The sequence below is a fragment of the Pelagicoccus enzymogenes genome (assembly GCF_014803405.1).
In the GTDB taxonomy this organism is placed as follows: Bacteria; Verrucomicrobiota; Verrucomicrobiia; order Opitutales; family Opitutaceae; genus Pelagicoccus; species Pelagicoccus enzymogenes.
The window spans coordinates 17,319-39,431 of the sequence record NZ_JACYFG010000002.1 but is presented as its reverse complement, the minus strand read 5'-3'; the positions used below and the strand labels follow the sequence as shown (position 1 = coordinate 39,431).

General features: G+C 59.4%; 18 protein-coding genes. 12 read left to right on the top strand and 6 right to left on the bottom strand.

What is annotated here, in order from left to right; genetic code table 11:
• The first annotated feature begins 10 nt into the window (after positions 1-10).
• Positions 11-1,291, top strand: a complete 1,281-nt coding sequence (locus tag IEN85_RS00155) for an aminotransferase class V-fold PLP-dependent enzyme (protein WP_191615036.1) — start codon at positions 11-13, stop codon at positions 1,289-1,291.
• A 78-nt stretch (positions 1,292-1,369) separates the two neighbouring features.
• Here IEN85_RS00155 and IEN85_RS00150 read toward each other — a convergent pair whose 3' ends face one another.
• The 4 genes from IEN85_RS00150 to IEN85_RS00135 form a co-directional block, all read right to left on the bottom strand.
• Entirely contained in the window at positions 1,370-1,894 is a 525-nt protein-coding gene (locus IEN85_RS00150) for a RidA family protein (protein WP_191615035.1), read from the bottom strand.
• The gene (locus IEN85_RS00145; protein WP_191615034.1) at positions 1,891-3,849 is read right to left on the bottom strand and encodes a CRTAC1 family protein; all 1,959 of its coding nucleotides are present in this window, start codon (positions 3,847-3,849) and stop codon (positions 1,891-1,893) included. Before IEN85_RS00145 ends, IEN85_RS00150 begins: the two co-directional genes overlap by 4 nt.
• Before the next feature lie 124 nt (positions 3,850-3,973).
• Positions 3,974-4,789, bottom strand: coding sequence for a sugar phosphate isomerase/epimerase family protein (locus IEN85_RS00140; RefSeq protein ID WP_191615033.1), 816 nt, complete (start codon positions 4,787-4,789; stop codon positions 3,974-3,976).
• Between the two features lie 400 nt (positions 4,790-5,189).
• Complete coding sequence (locus tag IEN85_RS00135; protein ID WP_191615032.1) at positions 5,190-6,038, bottom strand: helix-turn-helix domain-containing protein; 849 nt, start codon at positions 6,036-6,038, stop codon at positions 5,190-5,192.
• 100 nt (positions 6,039-6,138) lie between these two features.
• Between IEN85_RS00135 and IEN85_RS00130 the strand changes: the two genes are divergently transcribed.
• The 8 genes from IEN85_RS00130 to IEN85_RS00095 all read left to right on the top strand — a co-directional run bounded on the left by IEN85_RS00130 (position 6,139) and on the right by IEN85_RS00095 (position 15,271).
• Positions 6,139-7,062, top strand: a complete 924-nt coding sequence (locus IEN85_RS00130; RefSeq protein ID WP_191615031.1) for a phytanoyl-CoA dioxygenase family protein — start codon at positions 6,139-6,141, stop codon at positions 7,060-7,062.
• Between the two features lie 23 nt (positions 7,063-7,085).
• Positions 7,086-8,408 carry a DUF455 family protein gene (locus tag IEN85_RS00125; RefSeq protein WP_191615030.1) on the top strand — a complete coding sequence of 441 codons (1,323 nt, stop codon included), beginning with the start codon at positions 7,086-7,088 and terminating at the stop codon, positions 8,406-8,408.
• 154 nt (positions 8,409-8,562) lie between these two features.
• Positions 8,563-9,285: a creatininase family protein gene (locus IEN85_RS00120; RefSeq protein WP_224772371.1), complete on the top strand. Its 723-nt coding sequence runs from the start codon at positions 8,563-8,565 to the stop codon at positions 9,283-9,285.
• 7 nt (positions 9,286-9,292) lie between these two features.
• On the top strand, positions 9,293-10,255 hold the full coding sequence (locus IEN85_RS00115) for an aldo/keto reductase (protein WP_191615028.1): 963 nt from the start codon (positions 9,293-9,295) through the stop codon (positions 10,253-10,255).
• Between the two features lie 167 nt (positions 10,256-10,422).
• Entirely contained in the window at positions 10,423-11,721 is a 1,299-nt protein-coding gene (locus tag IEN85_RS00110; protein WP_191615027.1) for a Gfo/Idh/MocA family protein, read from the top strand.
• A gap of 17 nt (positions 11,722-11,738) precedes the next feature.
• Positions 11,739-12,764, top strand: coding sequence for an L-threonine 3-dehydrogenase (gene tdh / locus IEN85_RS00105; protein ID WP_191615026.1), 1,026 nt, complete (start codon positions 11,739-11,741; stop codon positions 12,762-12,764).
• 24 nt (positions 12,765-12,788) lie between these two features.
• On the top strand, positions 12,789-13,973 hold the full coding sequence (locus tag IEN85_RS00100; RefSeq protein WP_191615025.1) for a glycine C-acetyltransferase: 1,185 nt from the start codon (positions 12,789-12,791) through the stop codon (positions 13,971-13,973).
• A 44-nt stretch (positions 13,974-14,017) separates the two neighbouring features.
• The gene (locus IEN85_RS00095) at positions 14,018-15,271 is read left to right on the top strand and encodes a BNR-4 repeat-containing protein (protein WP_191615024.1); all 1,254 of its coding nucleotides are present in this window, start codon (positions 14,018-14,020) and stop codon (positions 15,269-15,271) included.
• A gap of 93 nt (positions 15,272-15,364) precedes the next feature.
• Here the strand turns inward: IEN85_RS00095 and IEN85_RS00090 are convergent, their stop codons facing one another.
• Both IEN85_RS00090 and IEN85_RS00085 read right to left on the bottom strand, forming a co-directional pair.
• On the bottom strand, positions 15,365-16,759 hold the full coding sequence (locus IEN85_RS00090; protein WP_191615023.1) for a M28 family peptidase: 1,395 nt from the start codon (positions 16,757-16,759) through the stop codon (positions 15,365-15,367).
• Between the two features lie 5 nt (positions 16,760-16,764).
• Positions 16,765-17,952 (bottom strand): sialidase family protein, encoded by a 1,188-nt coding sequence (locus IEN85_RS00085; protein WP_191615022.1) that lies wholly within the window; start codon positions 17,950-17,952, stop codon positions 16,765-16,767.
• A gap of 127 nt (positions 17,953-18,079) precedes the next feature.
• Between IEN85_RS00085 and IEN85_RS00080 the strand changes: the two genes are divergently transcribed.
• Genes IEN85_RS00080 through IEN85_RS00070 form a run of 3 tightly spaced genes read left to right on the top strand, consistent with a single transcriptional unit; the run spans position 18,080 to position 22,081 of the window.
• On the top strand, positions 18,080-20,128 hold the full coding sequence (locus IEN85_RS00080) for a heparinase II/III domain-containing protein (RefSeq protein WP_191615021.1): 2,049 nt from the start codon (positions 18,080-18,082) through the stop codon (positions 20,126-20,128).
• Positions 20,118-21,113: a zinc-binding dehydrogenase gene (locus tag IEN85_RS00075; protein ID WP_191615020.1), complete on the top strand. Its 996-nt coding sequence runs from the start codon at positions 20,118-20,120 to the stop codon at positions 21,111-21,113. Before IEN85_RS00080 ends, IEN85_RS00075 begins: the two co-directional genes overlap by 11 nt.
• A 2-nt stretch (positions 21,114-21,115) precedes the next feature.
• Positions 21,116-22,081: a zinc-dependent alcohol dehydrogenase gene (locus IEN85_RS00070; protein ID WP_191615019.1), complete on the top strand. Its 966-nt coding sequence runs from the start codon at positions 21,116-21,118 to the stop codon at positions 22,079-22,081.
• The last annotated feature ends 32 nt before the right edge of the window (positions 22,082-22,113 follow it).

Genomic DNA, 22,113 nt, shown 5'->3' with positions numbered 1-22,113 from the left:
ACTTGCCGGCATGGGATTTATGGATCGGAAAGGCTTTCTTAGAACGATTGCGGCCAGCGGTGCGGGCGCGATGCTTGGCGGCAAGCTACTTGGGAAGACGCAAGCCGCCGCCTCCGGGGCGCAGGAAGGCGCTTGGAAGGCATCCAACTGGAACGAGGTGCGCTCGCTCTTTCCCTTGCGGAAGGAGGTATGCTACCTGAACACCGGTGGCCTTGGACCCGCTTCGCAGCCGGTTTTGGACGCGATGGCTCAGCAGAACCAAATGCAGGCCCGCATCGGCGAGCATTTCCACAAGTATTTCGGCGAAGCGAGAGAGACGGCAGCGGCGTTTTTCGGGGTTCAGCCCAGCGAAATCGCCTTCGTGCGCAACGCGTCGGAAGGGAATTCCATCCTCTCGAGCGGCCTGTCCTTGCGCAAGGGGGACGAGGTGGTGTTCGAGTCTCACGCCCACCCGGGCGGCTCTTTCGCTTGGATGAACCGCCAGAAGCTCGATGGGGTAAAGGTGAAGGTTTTCGAGCCTAGCTCTGTGAGCCCAGAAGAGAACTTGGACCGGCTGTTCGCTCAAGTGACGAAGCGGACGCGAGTCATTCAGGTGAGCCATGTGACCGCGACGACCGGCCTGATTTTCGATATCCCGGCAATTGCAGCTGAAGCGAAGCGCCGCGGGATCTGGCTGCACGTCGATGGAGCGCAAAGCGCAGGCATGTTCCCTTTCAATCTCAGGGAACTCTCTTGCGACTCTTACGCGACCAGCGGACACAAATGGCTCAATGGGCCGATCGAAACGGGGATCGTCTACATCGCTGCCGAGCGGAACGACGAAGTCGATTGCAGTCACCTGGGAGCGTATTCAGACGACGGATATGAATTGCCGACGTCGCTCGAGTATGTCGATGCGGCTCGCCGCCACGAATACGGCACCCGCAATGCCGCGAGCATCCTCGGCTTGCAGACTGCCTTGGAGCTGCAAACCCAGATCGGCAAGGAGCGTATCGCGCGGCACGGAGCGGGACTTTCGCAACTCGTTTTGCAAGGGCTGCAGGAGATTGACGGCTTGGAGATCCTGAGTCCGCTCGATCCCGCCATGCGAAGTTCCATCCTAACGTTTCGCGTTCCAGGCGTCAGCTGCATGGACCTAAGCGCTCGCCTCTCCAAGGAGCATCAGTTTCGCACTCGCGTAGTGACCGAGCAGGATCTCAACGGTGTGCGCGCCTCCTGGCATGTGTATCATCAGGAGGAGGACGCGCGACGTTACGTCGAGGCGGTGCGGGCGACAGTTGCCAGCTTTTAGTGATGGTTGGGCGGGATGCGGGCGGGTGTGGCGATCGGACCGCATGGATCGCGACGCGAGGTCGCTCCTACAAATACGCTACTCGACTTCTATGATGAGGTCGATTTCGACGGCTGCGTCGAGGGGGAGGGAGACGTAGCCGCAGGCGACGCGGGCGTGCCGTCCTTGTTCTCCGAATACGTCGACGAGCAGATCGGAGCAGCCGTTGATGACCTTGGAGTGTTCGGTGTAGTCGGGGGTGGCGTTGACCATGCCAGATACTTTGACGATGCGTTTGACTTTGCTGAGATCGCCGAGTTCGGACTTGAGGGTGCTGACGAGGGCGATGGCGGTGAGTCGGGCTGCCTCGTAACCCTCTTGGGTGGCGAGGTCCCGGCCGAGTTTGCCGGTGACCAGCGAGCCGTCGCTTCGCTTGGGCAAGTGTCCTGCGAGGAAAATCAAGTTACCCGAGCGCACGGCGCTGACGTAGTTGGCCACGGGCGCGTTCGACTGGGCGAGGGTGATGTCGAGCTCCTGGAGCCGTTTTTCAGGGGTGTCGGCGCAGGATGCGAAGCTGATGCAGGTAAGGGTAAGGCAGGCGGTGGCGAGGATACGTTTTTTCATAAGGCTGAGAAGTGGTGGTAGCCAGCGGGGAGATTTTCGGCGGTGGTGATTTTCCGCTCCGGATTGGGCCAGACGATTTCGATAGAGCTGGCGTGGCTTGCTTGGCCGAGACCGAAGTGGAGGATGAACTGATGTTGCTTGCCCGCGTGTCCGGCAGGACCCATGAGCTGGCGGATTTGGGTTACTTCCGGTGTGCTTGGGTCGTTGTCGAGATCAGCGGTCAGGCGCACGATGGCGCCGAAGGCGTCGCGGGCAATGCTTTGCCCGGGGTCGCCTTCGAGGCTGACAAGGATGGACTGGCTGCTTTCGCTCGCGGGGTTGAGGAAAAGGCTGGCACGCAGTTCTGGTGACGCGTCGGGGGTGTGGTTTGCGGGCAAGGCTCCGCTTGCGACGGAAGCGGCTTGACGCTTGCCAGTGGGCAGCCGGTTGAAGCTTTGGCCGACGAGGAGGTCGAGGTCGCCGTCGAGGTCGACGTCGGCGAGCGAGGGCATGCCGGCCCCGATGTGGTCGATGCCGTAGCTTGCGGTTTGGTCGGCGAAGCTGCCGTCGTCTTGTTGGATGAAGAGGCGCAGGCGCTCTTCGTAAGGAGGTTCGTCGGCGTAGTCGGAGGAGCAGAGAATGAGGTCGAGGCGCCCGTCTTGGTTGAGGTCGGCGAGCTCGGCGAAGATGTCGCCCTGGTTTTGGCGAACGTGATGGTATTGCCACTTTTCGCCAGCAGCCGGCGGGCGAGGCAGGCGATCGACGGAGAGGTGTTTCGATTCCTGGAAGCGAAGTTTGCCGGTCTCTTGCAGCTGGTTGACGAGAAAGCGGGAAAGGTCGGAAGAGGTTCCGGCCCAGGCGTGATAGATGGTGCTGAAGAAGAGGTCGAAGTCGCCGTCGTTGTCGATATCGCCCACGGCGATGTCGAAGGTGTTTCCGTTGGCTCGGAAAGGAGGCTCGTCGGGGCGGAGGGAGCGAGGCTTGTCGCGGGCGAGCTCCTCGGGCCATTTCTGGTGGCGGCCGTGCCGGATGGCGTCACCGTCCACTCCGGCTTCCGCGGCGATGTCTCGGCCTTTCAAGTGGCGAACGAGGTGCGCGGCGGTGGCGGCGGGGTCCTTGTTGACGAAGGGGGTTGCCGGGTAGTTCTTGAGTAATCGGAGCGGGCTGCGTGTATCCATTTTGTATAGACGGTTCCAACGCCGACCGTAGTTCAGCTCCACGAGCGAGGGCAGGCCATTGTCGAGCCGCACGAAGGCGGTGCCGTAGGTGGGGCGTCCTCCGAGATCGGTGGTGAAATCGGTGGGGACGGTTTCGTTGGGCAAAGGCCAGCGCGCGAAGGCGAGCTTGTCTTGGGTGGATGGATACTGCAGCAGTAGGTCGTTGGCGTAGGCTTCGTAGCCGGAGAAGTAGCGCTCGTACCAGTTGCCGATGAAGAGGTCCGGCAAGCCGTCCTCGTTGACGTCGCCGACCGCTATGGCGCAGGTTGTGGCGATGGTGGCGTTGCTAATCCGCTGGGCTGGGCCGAAGGATCCGTCGCCCTTTCCCGGGAGCCAGGAGCTGTAGGCAGGCCCTGTGGCGGGGGGGACGAAGTTTTCCTGGTAGATATCGAGGTTGCGGCCGATTATTGCGTCCTGCTTGCCGTCGTTGTTGAGGTCGGCGAAGGCAAGGATATCGGCTTTGTTGAGGGAAGGAAGGAATGTATCCGATTTTTCGATATACTTGAAACCGAGGGAGGGATCCTTGGGTGCGTTTATGAAGACGCGAGGGGTGGCGGTTGGGCTGCTTGGCAAGATGACGGCATCGGGGCGACGATCGTCGTTGAGGTCGACGAACTTGAGTCGCGAAGATTGAATGCCGTCAAGGCCCGCTTCCGCGGTGGCGCGGATCCAAGTGTTGCTGGGCTTCGCGTGGCTAAAGGTTGCGAGGGCGAGCAGGCAGAGGACGGCGCCCGCGGGGTTAGGGAGTGGCTGGGGCATTTCAGCGAAATCGGGGCTTAGCGAGTGTTCGGTTGATCTATCCAGCGGAGCGGCGGACTGGGCCAGTCCGCCCTACCAAAGTGAGTCAACTGCTGAACGTTTGCGTTCATCTAAAGAAAAGGCCCTAAGCTTGTTCCAGTTGCTTGATGGTTTCGAGGTAGATTTTCAGGCGGCGCATTTCTTCGCGGGTGGATTCCAGCACGGGAAAGACGTGGGTTTCCACGGTGAGAAAGGAGAGGGCCCGGTCCTTGATGACAGCTTGCAGTTGACCGATCCAATTGACGCCGCCGTCGCCTACGAGACGGTTTTCCCACTTGTCCGGAGGGATGGGGATGGTGTCTTTGATGTGCATGTTTTGCAAATAGGGGCGCACGTGCTCGTAGCCGATGGGGAAAGGCACTTCGCCGGCGGTGAGGGCATTGCCCGGGTCCCAGTTGATGCCGACGTGGTCCATGCCGATCTCCTTTACGATGGCGGCGGTGGCGGCCCCGGTGTCGCAGAAGGATCCCGGCTCGTTTTCCACTGCCAGCTTGAGCTTGTGTCGCCGGGCGATTTTTCCGGCTTCCTTCAGCAGAGAGATTACCTCGGATCGTTCGGAGCCCGGTCCCCGCATGAAGCCGAAGACGATTACGGTGGGGGCTTTTAGCCGGACCGCCATTTCGCAGCTAAGTGGCAAGGTTTCGTCCAGCTCTTTACGCACGCGTTCCGGGTCGCTGAGATCGATTTTGAAGACCCCCGGAGTGACGGCCGAGACCTCGATGGCGCCGGAGTCCACTTGGGCTTGCAGGTATTTCTCGCGGCCCTCTTTGAAGTAAGGAAGGCGGTGTTCGTAGTCGTCGATGCAGCGAATTTCGTACTTGCGAAAGCCCAGGGCGGCTCCGTGTTCGAGGGCTTCTTCGATATCGAGCGAAATCTCGTCGGAAAGGATTGAAAATTCCATATGTTTTAAGCGGGAAAAGGGTCTGAATGCTACTTCTCTAAAGTAAGGGAGAAGGCGAAAAAGGAGCCAGCGGGCAGGCCGCTTTTCGGTAAATCAGACGCGCTGTTGAAGGACGGCAGCGGGGCCTATGGCTTGGACGGTAAGTTGACTGACGACTGTTTGGACTTATCAGTACGACACCTTCACCGGAAATCCGGCTAGCTAGTTGAAGTACGCCTACTAAGGAATGGAGCTGGAAGCGGAGCTTCACGGGAACAGGTCAAAACAGTCCTTTCATATTTCCAATCTGGATTCTTCTGGGGGAAGCGACCTTGCGTCGCGATCGAGCGGCCTCCAATCGCGACGCAAGGTCGCTTCCTACAAAATTAAATAAAGGTAAGGAACTTAGCTTACAGCAGCACTAGCTGCCGTTTACGCGTTTGCGGTATGCGGAGGGGGATTCGCCCATGACTTGGGAGAAGACCTTGGAGAAGTGGAAGACGTCGCAGAAGCCGTGCTCGTCGGCGAGGTCCTTGAGCGAGCGGGAGCTTTGGTAGATCATGGCGCAGGCGTGCTCGATGCGGCGCCGTTTCTGGAAGGCTCCCGGGGACTCGCCCACGCGCTTGGCGAAGAGCTTGCGAAAGTTCTCGTAGCTGAGGCCGACGCGCTGGGCAGCTTCTTGGGGGGTGAGCCAGCCTTGGCTGCTCGGCTCGGCAAGGAGATGCATGCTCTCGCCTAGCCAGGCGTCGCCGGGCGATAGCTTCGTTTCCGCCTGCGTGGCTGCCATGTCGCTGAGTAAGGCGCTGAAGCGGCCGAGAGTGCGGGCAGAGCTGAGTTCTCCTTGGGGCGGACTGACTTGGAAGATTTCCTCCAGGCGGTGCTGCCAGTGATCGACGGCCCCGAGACTCCAGATCGGGTTTGCCGGGTTGAGGATGCCAGCGCCCTGCAGCAGCTCGAATTGCGGACCGTTGAAAACGGTATAGATTTGTTCCCACTTGCGGGAGGCGTTGGGGCCGTAGGCATGGGGAAGATCCGGAAAAACCAGAATCGCGTCGCCTGCCTTGAAGCTCAGATCCCGGCCATTCGCGTCTTGATAGCGTCCTTTCCCGGAGCGGATGAGAATGAGGGCGTAGCTACCCAAAATACGCATGGATTGCGGATTGATACCACGGGTGTCCTTGATGCTCCCTACCAGGGAGATGGTCCCCAGTTGGCTGCGTACAGGGGCTTTTAGCCAGGATCCGTAGCGGACGCTTGTGGATTGGGGCATGCTTCCCAAAATCTACATGTTAAATCCCATTACAACCATTTTCTCAGGCAGGTTTTTCGCGTATGCTAGGGGTTTGCTATTAACGAGCTTACTAGTGCCTATGAAAACCACTTACCCCATTCCCCAGCTGACTTCTTACGGCCATAAACTTGAGATGGACGAGGACAAGGTTGGCTTGTTGAGAGATTCTTCGGATGCCGCCGAGGACTTTTTAGAGCTTCGACGTCGCCTCGAGGAGGACGGTTACCTCTACATGCGCGGCTACCTCGATCGCGACAAGGTACTAGCGGCCCGCTCTACCATAACGGCGCAGCTGGCGGCGGACGATATCCTTGATCCGGCCTATCCCGAATTCGAAGCCCGCTGCAAGAAGGGAGAGGGGCTATGTTTCATGCCAGACGCGGCCCGCGACAGCGCCAGCGTGCAAGAACTCTTGTATTCAGGAAAGCTGACGGATTTCTACCGCCAGCTGTACGGGGAGGAGATCAAGCACTACGACTTTACGTGGCTGCGAGCCATGCGTCCGGGCAAGGGGACGAATCCGCATTGCGACTTGCCGTACATGGGTCGCGGCACGCACCAGCATTTGACCTGTTGGCTGCCGTATGGAGATATTTCATACGAGTTGGGCGGCTTGATGATCTTGGAAGGTTCGCACAAGCGAATGGACTTGCTGGAGCGCTACGTTTACCGGGATGTGGACAGCTACTGCGAGAACAAGCCCGAGCAGAAGAAGCGGGCGGAGAACGGAGGCTGGACCTTCACGGGAACGCTTTCGCACAATCCGCCAGCGGTGCGCAATTCCTTTGGCGGCCGGTGGCTGACCACGGAGTTCGAGGCTGGCGACTTTCTGACCTTTGGCATGTTCTTGGTACACGCCTCGGTGGACAACATGACCGAAAATACCCTGCGTATCTCCAGCGACAGTCGCTACCAGCGGGCGAGCGAGCCGATCGACGAACGTTGGGTGGGCGTAAGTCCCCCAGGCCACTCGAAGGCAGGGAAACGCGGCCGTATTTGCTAGATAACTACACCCCCAAAATTGATATGGTTTCTTCCAACGCAAAGGTATCGGGCTCTCGCCCGTTGGGCGGCCGCATGGCTGCAGTTAAGGACATGGCTGGCTACTTGCGGGCCCTTTTCGAGGTGGAGCGCGAGTTTGTGTCCACGGCGACGACTTTGGTGTATCGGGTCGGCGATATCGAATTGAAGTATTTGCTTTGCCAGCACGTCTGGGAGGCAGCAGGGCATGCCCGCTTCATACGCGAACGAGGCCGGGAACTAAGCGGCTTCGGAAAAGGCGAAGCGGTGCGGGCGGAAATACGCCAGATTTTCGAGGAAGCGATCAGTCCAAGCGACGCGATGCAGGCCTTAGCTGGTTTCTACAAGGTGCTCAAGCCAGCGCTCTTGGCCGCTTACGAGCGGTATTTGGAGGAAACGAACCACTTGGCCGACTGGCCGTCCAGCAAGCTGGTAGAGGAGTTCATCGCCGACGAGAAGCGGCATGGGCAAGAGATCGAGCCCTTTTTGGAAGGGGTAGACTGCGGGGAGTGGGAAGAGCGGCTGGCGGCCTGCCTGCGAGCGATCGGCGGTTGGTTGCTTAGCGGGACGCGAGAGCCGTTGCCGGAAGGTTTTGTCTGGAGCGTATCCAAAAAGCCGTACCAGCACCCGGCAACCTGCAATCGCGGCAAGTATCCAGTGTGCTCCAGCGTCTTTGGCCATGATCCCGAACAGGATCCGATCGTGCGTGACTGGTTGGAAGATCCCAAGACGGATGCCCGGGTGGTCCGCCTCATGATCTACGTTTGGCTTATGATGGAGCTCGATGCGGTGGACTATTTGGCCACGGTATTCTACGACACGCGGGATGCCCCCTTCGACTTGCATTTCGACTTGGCTAGGCATCTATGGGACGAATCGCGGCACAGCCAGTTCGGCTTTCGCCAGCTGCCGAAGCTCGGGGTGGACCTCTCCAAGCTGGAGCACTCTCTGGACTTGTACAACATCCTCGTGCAGATGTCGCCAGCCGAGCGCTACGCGATGATGACCATGGAATTCGAGGCGGGTAGCTTCCCGACGAAGGCGAAGATCATGGATCGGGTGCGGGAGCTGAACGACTTCGAAGCGGACACCTTGTTGGCGTTCGACCGTAATGACGAGCAGGGGCACGTTCGCTATGGGCATCGCTGGCTGCCAGAGATTATGAAACTCTTTGGGGAAACGCGACCGGTGCCGGAATTTGTAGAGGCCACGCGGATACGCTTCGAAAAGCTAGCCGCAGCGTTCGGTGGCAAGACGCCGCACAGCTTAAGTCCGCAAGAGAGAATAACGGGGAGTGATCTGTTGGCTTTGGCCAAAGCGGAGTCTTAAGTCGTCAGCAATTAGAGAACAAAACTGTCAGATTTCGAACAGGGTGGGGCGTGCTTGTCGCGCGAGGGCGACTTTGCCTTGAGGTTGTTGTTTATCGCGTGACAAGCGCACTCCCACAACGAGGAATGTGTGACGCTGAAGAATTCGATTTTTTATGAGTATCTCGTCCAACGAAATCTTATCTTCGACAGCTGTCGCGTGGGGTCGCTACAGCGACATGAAGCCACGGGAAATAGAAGGCGTTCTGGCAGCGAGCCCGATCGCTTACGTGCCGTGGGGAGCTTTGGAGTGGCACAGCGCCCATGCCCCGATCGGCCTCGACTCTACCAAGGCGGAGGGCATTTGTGTCGCTCTCGCGCAAAGAACGGGCGGTGTAGTGCTTCCGGCGATACCGCTCGCTGCCAACACGATTAAGCCATACAAAGGCTTTCCCCACTCGATCGATATATCCCAAGGCCTGATCACGAGCTTGGCCGAGGAGGTTTGCAGTCAGCTCGCCGACGAAGGCTTTCGCCTGGTGATCCTTTTTACCGGGCACTATCCGCCGGAGCAGATCGATGCCTTGCAGGCGGGGGCCACGCGGGCCCAGGCGAAGTGCGAGGGCACGGTGTTCCAGGTTTGCGCGGACAACCATTTTCTGGAGGGCGGAGATTTCACGGCTGACCATGCGGGGGCCTACGAGACCTCCTACCAAATGCATTTCCAGAAGGGCAGCGTGGATGTGTCGCGCTTGCCGGATCGCGAGCTTTCGCTTGACGAAGACGGGATCACGGGAGTGGACCCGCGCAAAGCCAGCGAGGCGCAAGGAGCGAAGCAGCTCGAAGTTTTATTGAAAAATGCCCTGCCGCAGATTCGGGCTTGGGCCAAGCAAGGATAGCAGAAAAATGAAGACGCGTAAGCTTGGGCGTACAGGCCTGCAGGTGAGTGAGATCGGTTTGGGAACATGGGCGCTCGGGAGCTCGGTCTACGGTGACGTGGAGCGCTCCGCTTCGGAGACCCTCATTCAAGGTTCGATCGACAAGGGTATTAATTTTTTCGATACGGCTCCGCTGTACGGTTCGAAAACGGAGGACGGGATCGCGGAAACGGTTTTGGGTGCGGGCCTGGGAGCTCGCAAGGACGAGGTTATCATCTCAACCAAGTTTGGACGAACCGCGACGGATGTGATGCCTGGGCGTTTTACGGCGAAGGAGGCTCGCCAGTCGTGCGAGGCGAGCCTGCGTCGCTTGGGCCGCAGCTACATCGATCTGCTTTTTTTCCATTCGCCTTTCGGTCCCGAGGAAATCGAAGACGACGTTTGGGCGGAGTTGGACAAGCTGCAAGCGGAGGGCAAAGTGCGTTCGCTTGGGCATTCGGTTTCCATGTACGAAGACACGCGGGACATGTCGGCGGATTGGATGCGAGATCGCAAGATTGACGCGATCCAGGTCGTGCTGAGCCCCTTCAATCGGGAGACGCGTCCCTTGATCGACATTGCCCGTCACCTCGATTGTGGCGTGGTAGCCCGCGAGTGCATGGCGAACGGATTTCTGAGCGGGGCGATCCGTCGCGACACCGTGTTTCCGCAAGGGAGCCTCAACGCCCGCTACTCCCGCGAGGAGATTGGGGAGCGAGTGGACTATGCTGAGTCCTTGAAGGGGCTTTTGTTGGGCGGAGCGGTCAAGACCTTGCCGGAGGCGACCTATCGCTGGGTATTGGACCAGCCCGGCGTCTCTCTAGCCTTGTCGGGGGCGAAGTCCTTGGCGGAGCTGGAGGATTCGGTGCGAGCCAGCCAGCTGGAGCCTTATTCGTCCGCCGTTCTAGAGCGTGGCGAGGCCTTGCACACGCAGGACTTTTGCCCGGCTTAGGCTGCAAAAAGGCGGTGGTCCGCGGAAATCCGCTTTACTGGAAAAACAACTTTTCCATGACCGGCGGAACGTGATGGGCTAGCTTGTTGATTATCGGCAGTTCTGCGTCTTTCGCAGGACTGCGCTTCTCGTACTATCGGAGTCGATTCGACTCTTTTTTCCTGCGGATGATCAACACTAGCACCTCTCCCTTTTCAGAACCGCCGCGCGGACCCGTCCGCGTGGGCCTCGTCGGTGTAACCGGCTACGGTTCAGCCTATTTTGAAGCCCTGACCCGACTGGTCGATCTTGGACGCGTCGCTTGGGGGGCGGTCACTATTATCAATCCCGAAGAGACGGCCGAACAAATCAAGTTTTTCGAGGAACGTTCGGTCCCGGTTTTCGGGGATTATCTCGAAATGCTCGAGGAGGGCAAGGGGCTGATTGACTGGGTTTGCATCCCGACTGGCATTGGCTGGCATACTCGGATGGTTGTCGAGAGTCTTGCTCGAGGTTACCAGGTAACGGTAGAGAAGCCTTTGGCCCCCACCTTGCAAGATGTAGCGGAGATCCAGGAAGCGGAGCGACGTTCAGGGATCAGCATCAGCGTCGGTTTCCAGTACGCCTATCAAAAGGAAACGTGGGATATCAAGAAACGCCTTTTGGCCGGCGAGATCGGCACGGTGCGGCGCATCGATTGCCTCGCTCTTTGGGGGCGGGGCGGCGCTTACTACTCGCGCAACAAGTGGAGCGGGCGCCTGCACGACGGCGAGAGCTGGATCTTGGACTCCCCCTTGCACAACGCCCTCTGCCACTTGATCAACTTGATTCTCTTCTGGTCGGGCGACGAGCTCGGCAAGGAGGCGAACATCGTGAAAATGCAGGCGGAGACCTATCGGGCCAAGCCCATCGAAAGCTACGACACGGTGCGTAGCGTCGCCACCATGGACTCAGGGATCGAGGCTGCGGTGGTGCTCAGCCACAGCGCCCATCAGCGCTTTGACCCGGAGATCCGCATCGTGGGCGATCGGGGCGAAATTGTTTGGCGCTTCATTGGCGACTACGAGGTGGAAATCGCCGGGGAACGCACGCGTCACCCGAAGCTCGGCCAGATCGCGGTCCGGGATCACATGTTCGACAACATCTTGGATCGCATGGAGGGCAAACCCGCTCGCATCTGCACCAGCGACCTTGGAAGGGGCACTGTCAAGTGGGTGAATACGGTGCATGACACGACGGAGATCCAGGACATTCCGCGAGCCTACCGGAGGGCGATTCGCGACGAAAGCGGGGACGTATTTGATACGGTGGCAGACTTGGAGTACTTTGCTATCCGTTCCTTTAGGGAGCGGAAAACGTTCAAGGAAGTAGGCGCTCCTTGGGCGGTGCAGCCCAGCGCGGCGGATGTCGCGAATTATGACGCGTTTCTCGCCACCTATTGCGAGGATCCGACTGAGGGTGAAGCCGTCCAGCGGATCGCAAAGTAGTCAGGCAATCGAATCAAATGAAAGGGCTGGTCAAACGCTACGCGCGCCGTGGGTTGTGGCTGGAGGACGTTGCCAAGCCTGAGTTTGGCATCAACGACGTATTGATCCGCGTGATACGCACGGGCGTGTGCGGCACGGACCTGCATATCTACGTTTGGGACGAATGGGCGCAGCAGACGATACCGGTACCCATGGTGGTCGGCCACGAGTTCGTGGGCGAGGTCGTAGAGGTGGGAGGAAACGTCCTAGATTTTAAGAAAGGCGACCTCGTTAGCGGGGAAGGGCACGTGGTGTGCGGACTATGCCGCAATTGCATGGCGGGTCGGCGTCACCTTTGCGCCCACGTGAAAGGGATCGGCGTCAACCGACCGGGAGCGTTTGCCGAGTACATCGTACTGCCGATGAGCAACGTCTGGCTGCACCACGAAGGCGTCGATCTGGATATCGCCTCGATTTTCGATCCCTTTGGAAACGCGGTGCATACGGCCCTGTCGTTTCCCCTTTTAGGGGAGGATGTTTTGATCACGGGGGCGGGACCGATCGGCATTATGGCCACTGCGGTGGCGCGGCACGCGGGGGCTCGCTACATCGTGGTGTCGGACTTGAATGAATACAGGCTGGAGCTCGCTCGTAAGATGGGCGCGACCCTGGCGATCAACGTGAAGGAACGCGACGTCGCTTCCACTCAGGAGGAGCTCGGGATGCACGAGGGCTTCGACGTGGGGCTGGAGATGTCGGGCAACCCGAAGGCCTTTCAGGACATGATCAACAACATGTGCCACGGCGGTAAGGTGGCCATGTTGGGGATTCCCAGCGGAGCGATGGGCATCGACTGGAATCACGTGGTATTCAATATGTTGACGATCAAGGGCATCTACGGTCGCGAGATATTCGAGACTTGGTACAAGATGTCGGTGATGTTGCAGAGCGGCTTGGACTTGAAGCCGGTGATCACGCATCGCTTCCACTACACGGAGTTCGAGCAAGCGTTTGCGGCCATGGAGTCGGGGCAATCGGGCAAGGTCATTCTCGATTGGGAGTAAGCGAAAGAGCGTATCCAAAAAGCAATGTACGGAGAGTTTAGAGACTATTTGAAGAGCCAATTGTCGGAGCTGCGGGAGAGCGGACTCTACAAGGAGGAAGCGGTGCTCGAATCGCCGCAGAAGGTTCGCTTGCAGGTAAGCGGCGGACGGGAAGTGGTCAACTTTTGCGCCAACAACTACCTCGGGCTCGCCCAAGACGAGGCGGTGCGGGAGGCCGCGACCGAAGGCCTGCGGAAGTGGGGCTACGGACTGGCGTCGGTTCGCTTCATTTGCGGGACGCAACGATTGCACAAACGGCTTGAGGAAAAGCTCAGTGCCTTTCTGTCTACGGAGGATACGATTCTGTATTCATCCTGCTTTGACGCGAACGCCGGCCTTTTCGAAACCCTGCTAGGTCCCGAGGACGCCATTATTTCCGACGCGCTGAATCACGCCAGCATCATCGACGGGATCAGGCTTTGCAAAGCCCAACGCTTCCGCTACCGCCACGACGACATGCAGGACTTGGAGCGTTGCTTGAAGGAGGCCGCAGGAGCGCGTTTTCGCATGGTTGCGACGGACGGGGTCTTTTCCATGGACGGCACGATCGCGAACTTGCCGGCGATTTGCGAGCTTGCCGAAAAGTATGGGGCCTTGGTGATGGTCGACGATTCGCATGCGACCGGATTTGTAGGCAAGACGGGACGAGGCACGCCAGAACACTGCGGCGTGGGCGATCGGGTCGATATCCTGACCAGCACCTTCGGAAAGGCTTTGGGAGGGGCCAGTGGAGGATTCGTGTCCGGGCGTCGTGAGATTGTGGATATCCTGAGGCAGCGCTCGCGGCCGTATTTGTTTAGCAATACGCTGGCGCCTGCGATTGTTGCTGGGACAATGGAAGTGCTGGAGCGATTGAGCCGGTCGACGGAGCTGCGGGATCGCGTCGTGGAAAACGCCCGTTACTTCCGCGAGGCCATGGCTGCGGCGGGATTTGACCTCGTAGCGGGGACGCACCCGATCGTGCCAATCATGCTGGGGGATGCGGCGCTAGCGGTCCGTTTCGCCGAGCGGATGCGGGAGCGGGGCGTTTACGTGGTAGCCTTTACTTATCCCGTTGTTCCAAAAGAAAAGGCGAGAATTCGCGTTCAGCTTTCGGCGGCCCATTCGCGGGAAGATCTGGAATTTGCAGTAAAGACGTTTGCGGAGGTGAAAAAGGAGATCGGTCTATGAGGGCGTTTTTATTTGCTTGGTTGTTCGTTTGCCTAGGGGTAGCTATGTCGGCGAGGAACGCGGTCCTGCTCTCCCAGCAAGGTTCGGGAAGGGCGACGGCCTACCTGGAATCTCCCAAGATCGTAAGCTTTCAGGGCAAGACGCATGTGGCGTGGTTGGACTCTCCGGAGGAAGGCTTTCGGGTTTGTATCCGTACTTTGGATCATGCGTCGGAGACTTGGTCGGAGAAATATACGATTGGAGAGGCTCAGGACAATCACGGCGGGCCAGCCTTGACGATTGATGGCGAGGGGTACTTGCACGTCATCTACTACGCGCACCATCACCCCGTCCGCTACCGGAAATCCTTGCGGCCCAACGACGCGTCGCAGTGGAGCGAATACGAGCCGTTCGGGCATAACTTGACCTATCCGTCGCTCTTGTGCGCCAAGGACGGGTCGCTGATCCTGACGGCGCGGCGGAGCTATGACGAGCGTCCTTGGGAGTTGGAGATGTGGCGGAAAAATCCCGGCGAGACGTGGCAGCGGGAGCGGGCCTTGGTGAGTTCGCGACATGGGATCTATTCCCAGTTCGCCGCTTCCTTGGCCTGGGGCAGCGATCATGAAACGATACACCTTGCCACTCGGATTTACGAGATGCCGGAGGATGAGATTGAGCAACCGTTGACGACGGTTGGCTACATGAAGAGCGAGGACGGGGGCGTGACTTGGACGCGCTCGGACGGCGGCGAAGTGCCTTTGCCGGCAACCGCTGACACCATGGATGTGATCGCCAGCGGGCGAGGCATCGAAGGGCGCATCCTCAATGCAGGCTCAATCGCAGTCGGGCCGGATGGCAGGCCTTGGGTTCCTTATGGCGTGCGTACCGAAGACAGCAGCGAATCGTATTTGGCGAGCCCCTACGGTGACGGGAAATGGCGTCACCGACAGCTCAACAAGTACCTGCCTGAGGAGCTGCGGGATTGGGCCCTTTTCATGCACGGCGGGGTGTCGTTCGGGAAGTCCGGGCAAGCGGTGGTGACGGCAGTTGCCATGCGGGTGCAGCCCTTGGCCCCGGATTGGGGCGACCCGACCTCGGAGCTGGTCTGCTTTCTTGCGCGAGATGGAGGGGCGCGTTTTGAAGGGATGCTGGTTGGCGAGATTGACGCTGACTTGCCCAGTTGGATGCCGAACATGGAACGGCCGACCGGGTTCAACGAAATGCTGGCGTATCCAAGTTACGTTTACACCAAGGGCGTTCGCGGCGAAAGCTTGAGCGACCAGTTGAGCAACGAAGTCTGGTGGGTGCCGGGCGAGTGATGTTGGGTGATGTTCTAGTGGGAAGCGACCTTGCGTCGCGATCGGAGAGCGGTTTATCGCGGCACAAGGCCGCTTCCCACAAACGGGTCTGAGTTACTCTTCGGGGAAGGGCCAGATGCCGGCTCGTTTCATGCGGAGGTCGAGGCGGGCGTTTTTCAGCAGCTCGATGGTTTCCTCTTGGCTCAGGCGAGGGCGGTCGAGTTCGGGATCGTTCGCGAGCTGGTAGGTGAGAAGGGAGAGGATGCCGATGGATTTGGAAAGCACTTCCTTGTCTACCTTTTCGAAGGTGTCGCCGAAGTCGTGGTAGAAGGCGACGGCCTCGGGGTCGATAGGCGCGTTCAAGGTGATGGAGGGGATGCCTTGGTTGATGAAGGGCATGTGGTCGCTGCCGAGCCAAGGCGCGTTGACTACGGGCTTGGGCAGGGAGAGGCCGCCCATGCCTTGGGAGAACTCCTTGAGCGGCGGGATGAGGGAAGCGAATCCCATGGCGTTGGCGCCGAGAGGATTTCCCACCATGTCCATGTTGAGCATGGCTACGATCTCAGCGTCTTGATGGCGCTCCATGTAGGCGTAGGAACCGAAGAGTCCGAATTCCTCTGCGTTGAACCAAACGGTCTCGATAGTGTAGTGGTTTTCTGGATTTATTTTGTGGATGAGGCGCGTGATGTCGTAGGCTTGGGCGATGCCGAGGCCGTTGTCCAAGGCGCCTTGGCCGAGGTCCCAGGAGTCGAAGTGGGCCCCGATCACGATCTTCTTCGAGGTTTTTCCAGGCAAGGTGGCGACGAGGTTGTCGCAGGTAATCTCTTTAACGATGGATTGGGTGGAAAGCCGGACTTCCGGTTTTTGCTCGCTTTCGATGAGACGTTTGAGCCAGTGGCCTTCCTCTTCGGTTACCGAGTAGATGGGAATAGGAGAGGCGTCGCCGCTGTAGTTGGCGGTGCGGGCAAGCAGTTGGCCGCCGTTTTTGCGGTTGGTGAGCAGAAGGCCCTTGATCCCGTTTTCTGTAGCGAAGGCTTGGATACTGTCTTGGGTCAGTTTCACGTTGGCGGCGAGCAGGCCGATTTTGCCGTGCGCGTTGGCGGGAATTTCTTCGTCGGATCCGCGTCCGAGGTAGACGAGTTCAGCGGTGAAGGGCGCGTGCTGGTCGACGTAGCCCATGGCGATGGAGCGGAGCGTGCGCTGGAGTGGGTGGACGAGGGCGGCGTGGTCTTCGCGTCTCTCCCAACCGGGAAAGGTGAAGGATTCGCGGTGGTGGGCGATGCCGTTTGCAGCGAGGGCGTCTTCGAGGAGTTGCAGGGACTTCTCGTTGGATTCGGTACCGGCGAGGCGGCCGCCGTAGAGATTGGTCATCTCCTCGAGCAGGGCATAGGACTGGTTGTCGAGGAAGGCGGCGCCCATGAGGCGTTCGCGAACGGCTTGGTCGCCGTTTCCGGCGAAGGCGGCGGTGCCGGCGAGTGTTAGGAAGAGCGTAAGGGAAAGCGTTTTCATCGGGTTTATCTAGTGCGCAAAGGGAGTTCCCACACGGTGCCGAGAATGCCGGGCTTTTTGCGGTTGGGGTGCGGGGGATGGGTGGCCGGATTGGATCCGGCGGGAATGTTCGGTTGATAGTAGACGGTGAGGATACGGCCCGGGTCGAGCTCTATGGATACGGGATAGCCGAGATCCTTGTTGGCGGCGTCGTCGCGGAGGACGAACTCGTTTTCGAGTTTCCAGGTGATGCCGTCGTCGCTGACGCAGGCCCGTTGTCCGAAGGGTGGGCGTCGGTAGCCGTAGCTACAGAGGATGCGTCCGTCGGAAAGCTGCAAAAGGTGCGGCGGGTAGCCCCAGAGGGGCGTTTGGTAGGCGGGGGTCCAGCTCTGGCCGTTATCGTCCGAGTAGCTGGCCCAAAGGTGGCAGCGGGGCGAAGCGTCGTCGTAAGGCTTGGCGGTGGCGCGGATCATCATGATGACGCGTCCGCTGGCGAGCTGCAGGATATGGGGTTCCCCGAAGCGGATGGTTTCCGGTTGCGGGCAGTTGACGGTGGCGACCTTTTGCCAGGGCGTTTCCGGGTTCGGGGTGGCGTGCACGCCGATGTTTCCGCCGTCGTCGCGGTAGGACGCCACGAGCAAGCTGCCGTTTTGCAGCTGGATGCCGCCATGAATGGAGTCCACGCCCGGAGTCGGCTCGCTCCAAGTGACGCCATGGTCGGTGGATACGGTTTGCCAGGCCCGGCTGAGAGCGGTGGAGTTTTGGTATTCCGGCTTTTGCACGTAGTCGCTCCAGCGGGCAATGAGCTCGGGCGGGTAGGCGGTGTCGGGCAAATTTTGGTAGGTGGAAGTCTCGAAGCGGACCGAACGCAGGTGGGTGAGCAGCCGCCCGTCGTCGAGGCGGGTGAGGCCTGATTCGCGGTCGTCGATGGGAGTGTCGTAGACGATGGCGGGCGGCAGCCATGTTTGGCCGTTGTCGGTCGAGCGGGAGAGGAGGATTTCCCCGTTGGGGGCCATGTGTTCCTCGGTGCGGGTGAAGAGCACTACGAGGTCGCCGTTTTCGGCCCGGGCGATGGCGGGCCAAGCGCAGTAGGCGTCCCGTTTCTCGTAGATGCTGAGGTGCTCGAGCACGCGGGCGTTCTCGCTGCCCGCCACGTGCGAAAGGCCAAGGCAAAGGGCGAGGCAGGCGGGGGCGAAAGGGGAGGCTTTGAACATAGGGCAATTCCAAGGGCAAAGGCGGAGGAGGCCAACGAATGCCTTGGTTTACAATATAGCGCGGAACAGGGTTCCGAGGTCTGGGGTAGCTGGTAGCTTTTGAACTTTCCCCCCGAACCACCCAAAGATGATGATGAACAGACGAGACGCCCTCAAGGTAGGCGGAATCGCACTCGCTGGAGCGAGCTTGCCGCCGTTTCCCGTTTGGGGCGGCCTGAATCGAGGGAAGGAGTCCGGTCGCATTTTCTTCGAGAAAGAGGACATCCCGCGGATTCGTCGGAACGCGCGTACGGCGCTCCTTGGCTCGAAGTACGAAGAGTGGGCCTCTAAGGGACCGCAATCCGTGGTAGATGCTTGGAAGAAGTTCGAGGCCTCCGGCAATATCGTCTACGACTTGCGCGACTTTTGGGCCGCTTTCGAGCGTTGCTCGGTGGTCTACATCGTGGAACCGACGGAAGAAGGACGCGATGCGCTTTTGTTCGGCTTCGAGCGGGTGGTCGCTTTGCCGAAGTGGGACTACTTGATGGATGGCGAGGAGGATATTGGTTTGATGCGGGCGGCGATGGCGGTTTCGCGCCTGCTGTTTGCCCGGGAAGCCTTGGGCGACGCCTTTGGCGACGAGTTGAACGAAGGCTTCTTGTCGGTGTTGGCGGAAAAGGGAGCGATTCCATGCGAGCGTACGATCCTAGGCATGAACCAGCCTGAATCAGTCGCGGGCTGGCGCTACGATCCCGAGCACCCTTTTATCAACGAATACAGCTTGGAAAACTGGCCGTATTTTCTTGGTCGCACCAATTTGCGCGGCACCTCGACGATGGGATTGGGATTGGCAGCGCTCGCACTGCGGGGGCGTGACTCTCGTTGTGACCAATGGATGGATACAGCGGTGGACAGCACCTACCAAGTGCTAAGCGAGTTTTCTCCCAATGGTAGCTATTTGGAAGGTCTGAGTTACGGGGCCTACGCCTTGCGGCTGGTGCTGCAATTCTGCGAGGCCCACTACCGCCTGATGGGCGATATCGATTGGGCCAAGGCTGCTAATTGGTCGGGGATCATCGACGACGTGGCCGTAATGCAAGCTGGCAAGAAATCGGATGGTACGCCGGACGTCGTTAACTTCAGCGACGCGTCGGCTTCGATCCATCCCTGTGTCGGATCTTGGATACGCGAACGCGCAGGGAACGAGGCCGCTCAGCACGCGACCGAAAACTTCGCCGCTCCGGGTTATTTCCTCGATTTTCTTTGGTACAGGCCCGGACGCAGCAGCGAGCCGCCCCGTGACGAGCTGAAGAATTACCGTACGGATTTGGACTGGGTCATTTGCCGGAGCGGCTGGGGCGCGGAGGACGCAGTCTTGGCCTTTCGCAGCGGAAATCCGGCGAATCACGAACACGCGGACCGCAACAGCTTTCTTTTCAAGGCCTTCGGAGAACGTCTACTCAACGATCCCTTCGGCGCGGCCTACGACCGCCGCGACCCGAAGTGGACGCTGCGCATGACCAAGGCCCACAACGCGATTTTGATCGGCGGTCGCGGACACCAGTACCACGAAGGCGAGGAAGGGGTAAACGCCGGAAAGGCGGAAGCCAAGATCCTGTCCTTCACCGACAAGGGTGACCACGTTTGGTGGACGAGCGACGCGACGCATGCGTATCAACTTGCCAATGACAATGTACGCAAGGTCTTGCGGACTATGGTTTTTCTCAAACCGACGGTCGTTGTGGTACTAGACCAAGTACAGTTGGCCGAGTCGGCGGAGTCGATTGAGGCCCGTTACTTCCCCGACAATCGTGATGGTCTAGCGGAAGTGTCGCGAAAGGGCGGTAATTTCGAACTGAAGCGGCCGGGAGCGATCTTGTACGGCGCCTTCGCTGCGAATACTCCTTTGTCGGTAACGGGGAGGACGCTCGATTTCAGGGAAGATTTGGTGGAAGGGGTGAGCTTGGAAGAGCCGAATGAATTGGGAGACTATCCTTTTGTGTCGGCCAAGAGTGCGCCAGCTCGACGTCACGAGCTCCTGACGGTCTTGGTTGCGGAACAGTCCGGAAGTGGAAACCGCCCCGAACTCAAGGCCCGGAAGTCCGGTTCGCTTTGGCGGTTCGAGGCGAATGGAATGACAGGGATTTTGGATACGAGAGGCGACGTTCCTTCCGTGGAAATAAGAAATGAAGGCTAAAGCTGTTGTATTCACAGACCGGAACACGGTTTCTTTTCAAGAGGTAGACTGTCCCGATCCGGCGGCGGATCAGGTGCTGGTGCGGGTGACGCACAGTTGGATCAGCAACGGGACGGAAGGCTCTTACCTGCGGGGAGAAAGGGTCGATGGCGATACGCCCTGGCGGCCCGGCGACCCGCATCCCTTTCCCATCGTAGCCGGTTACCAGAAGGTCGGCATCGTGGAATGGGTCGGCGCGCAGGTGGACGACCTGAAGGTAGGCGACCGCGTTTTTGCTTCCATCGGAAAAATCGACGGGATGTTCGAGCCGCGAGGCGGGCATGTTTCGCCTTCCGTTTGCCCGCGAGCGGCGGTCCTGAAGCTTCCGGAAGGAGTGGATCCCTTAGCCTTTTCCGGACTGGTGCTTACGCAAGTGGGCTACAACGCTGGCATTCGGCCGCGCTTGAAACCCGGCGATGGAGCCATCGTGGTCGGCGATGGACTGGTGGGACAGTGGACTGCCCAAATGCTTGCATCCCGCGGGGCGAAAGTGGTTTTGGTCGGCCGGCACGCGGATCGGCTCGCTTACTTCAAGCAAGGCGTCACGCTGCTGGAAGCGGGAGGGAAGTGGGTCGAGGAAGTGGCCAGGCTTTTCCCGGAGGGCGCTCAGGTAGCGGTCGACACGGTAGGAAGTATCGAGCTGATGGATAGGTTGCAGGGCCTTTTGCGACGCTTCGCTCATCTCGTTTCGGCAGGCTTTTACGGACCAGACGACCAGCTGCAGTTGCAGCCGCCACGCTACAAGGAACTCTGTATCGATCTCGTCTCTGGAGCAACGCCGGAACGCTTGGCGGAAACGATGGAGCTCGTCGCGAATGGAACTTTGGATACGCTGTCGCTCATCACGCACCGTTTTCCAGTCGATAAGGCAGCCGAAGCATGGAAGTTGATCGAGACCAAGAGCGAACCGGTGATGGGCGTGATTTTAGATTGGGGAGTCGAATAAGGATGAAAGCGATTCGTTACGAAGCGGCGGGACAGCCCGAATGGGTGGAGGCGCCCATTCCGGATCCCGGCCCGGGCCAAGTTCTGTTGAAAGTTGAAGGGGTGGCCACTTGCCCGCAATGGGATATGCATCTCATGCGGGGCGAGTCTATGGTTCCGGGAGGGGTTATCGATTACCCGACCGCGATCGGCCATCCAGGACACGAAGCGGTGGGCATCGTGGAACGCCTCGGCGGGGGAGCCGAGGGCTTCGCAGTGGGAGACCGGGTCGCCCTTTGGCAGGACCAGGGGGCAGGCCGCGACGGATGTTATGCAGAGTATGTTATAGCGGATACAGCGAATCTCATAGCGGTACCCAAAAACTTGAGCATCGAGGAGATCGCTTCGTTGGAGCTCGCCATGTGTATTCAAGTTTCCTTTGACCAGATCCTGAACATCGCACCGATCGAAGGAAAGCGATTCGGAGTCAGCGGGTTGGGGCCGGCCGGGCTGCTGGCGGTGCAGTTGGCCAAAGCCTATGGAGCCAGCGAGGTTGTGGCTTTCGACCCGGTGGAGGCCAGGCGAGACCTAGCCCTGAGCCTAGGTGCAGACCGAGTTTTGGACCCTCGGGATCCCGAATGCTTTCCGTATAACCGATTTAAGCCGGAGCGACTAGAGCTCGCGGTCGATTGCACGGGCTTGCCGGTTTCGGTAGAGTTTCTGATGCAGCGAACGCGCGAAGTGGTGGCCTTGTTCGGCGTATTGCGGGAGGAGGTGCGATTTGGCTTTTTCCACTGGTGTGGAGCCTTGCACCTAGTGGGCTACGGCAACCAGAATCGGTTTGCGGCGGAGCGGGCATTGCAGCATATCAAGTCAGGCTCCCTCAAGCTAGCCCCCTTGATTAGCGCCACAATGCCACTCAGCGATTACCGTAAAGGCATTGAGTTGCTGCAAAAACAGGAAGCGATCAAAATTTGTTTTACCCCATAGAAGAGCCAACGAGAGATGTTGGAGCCAACTTA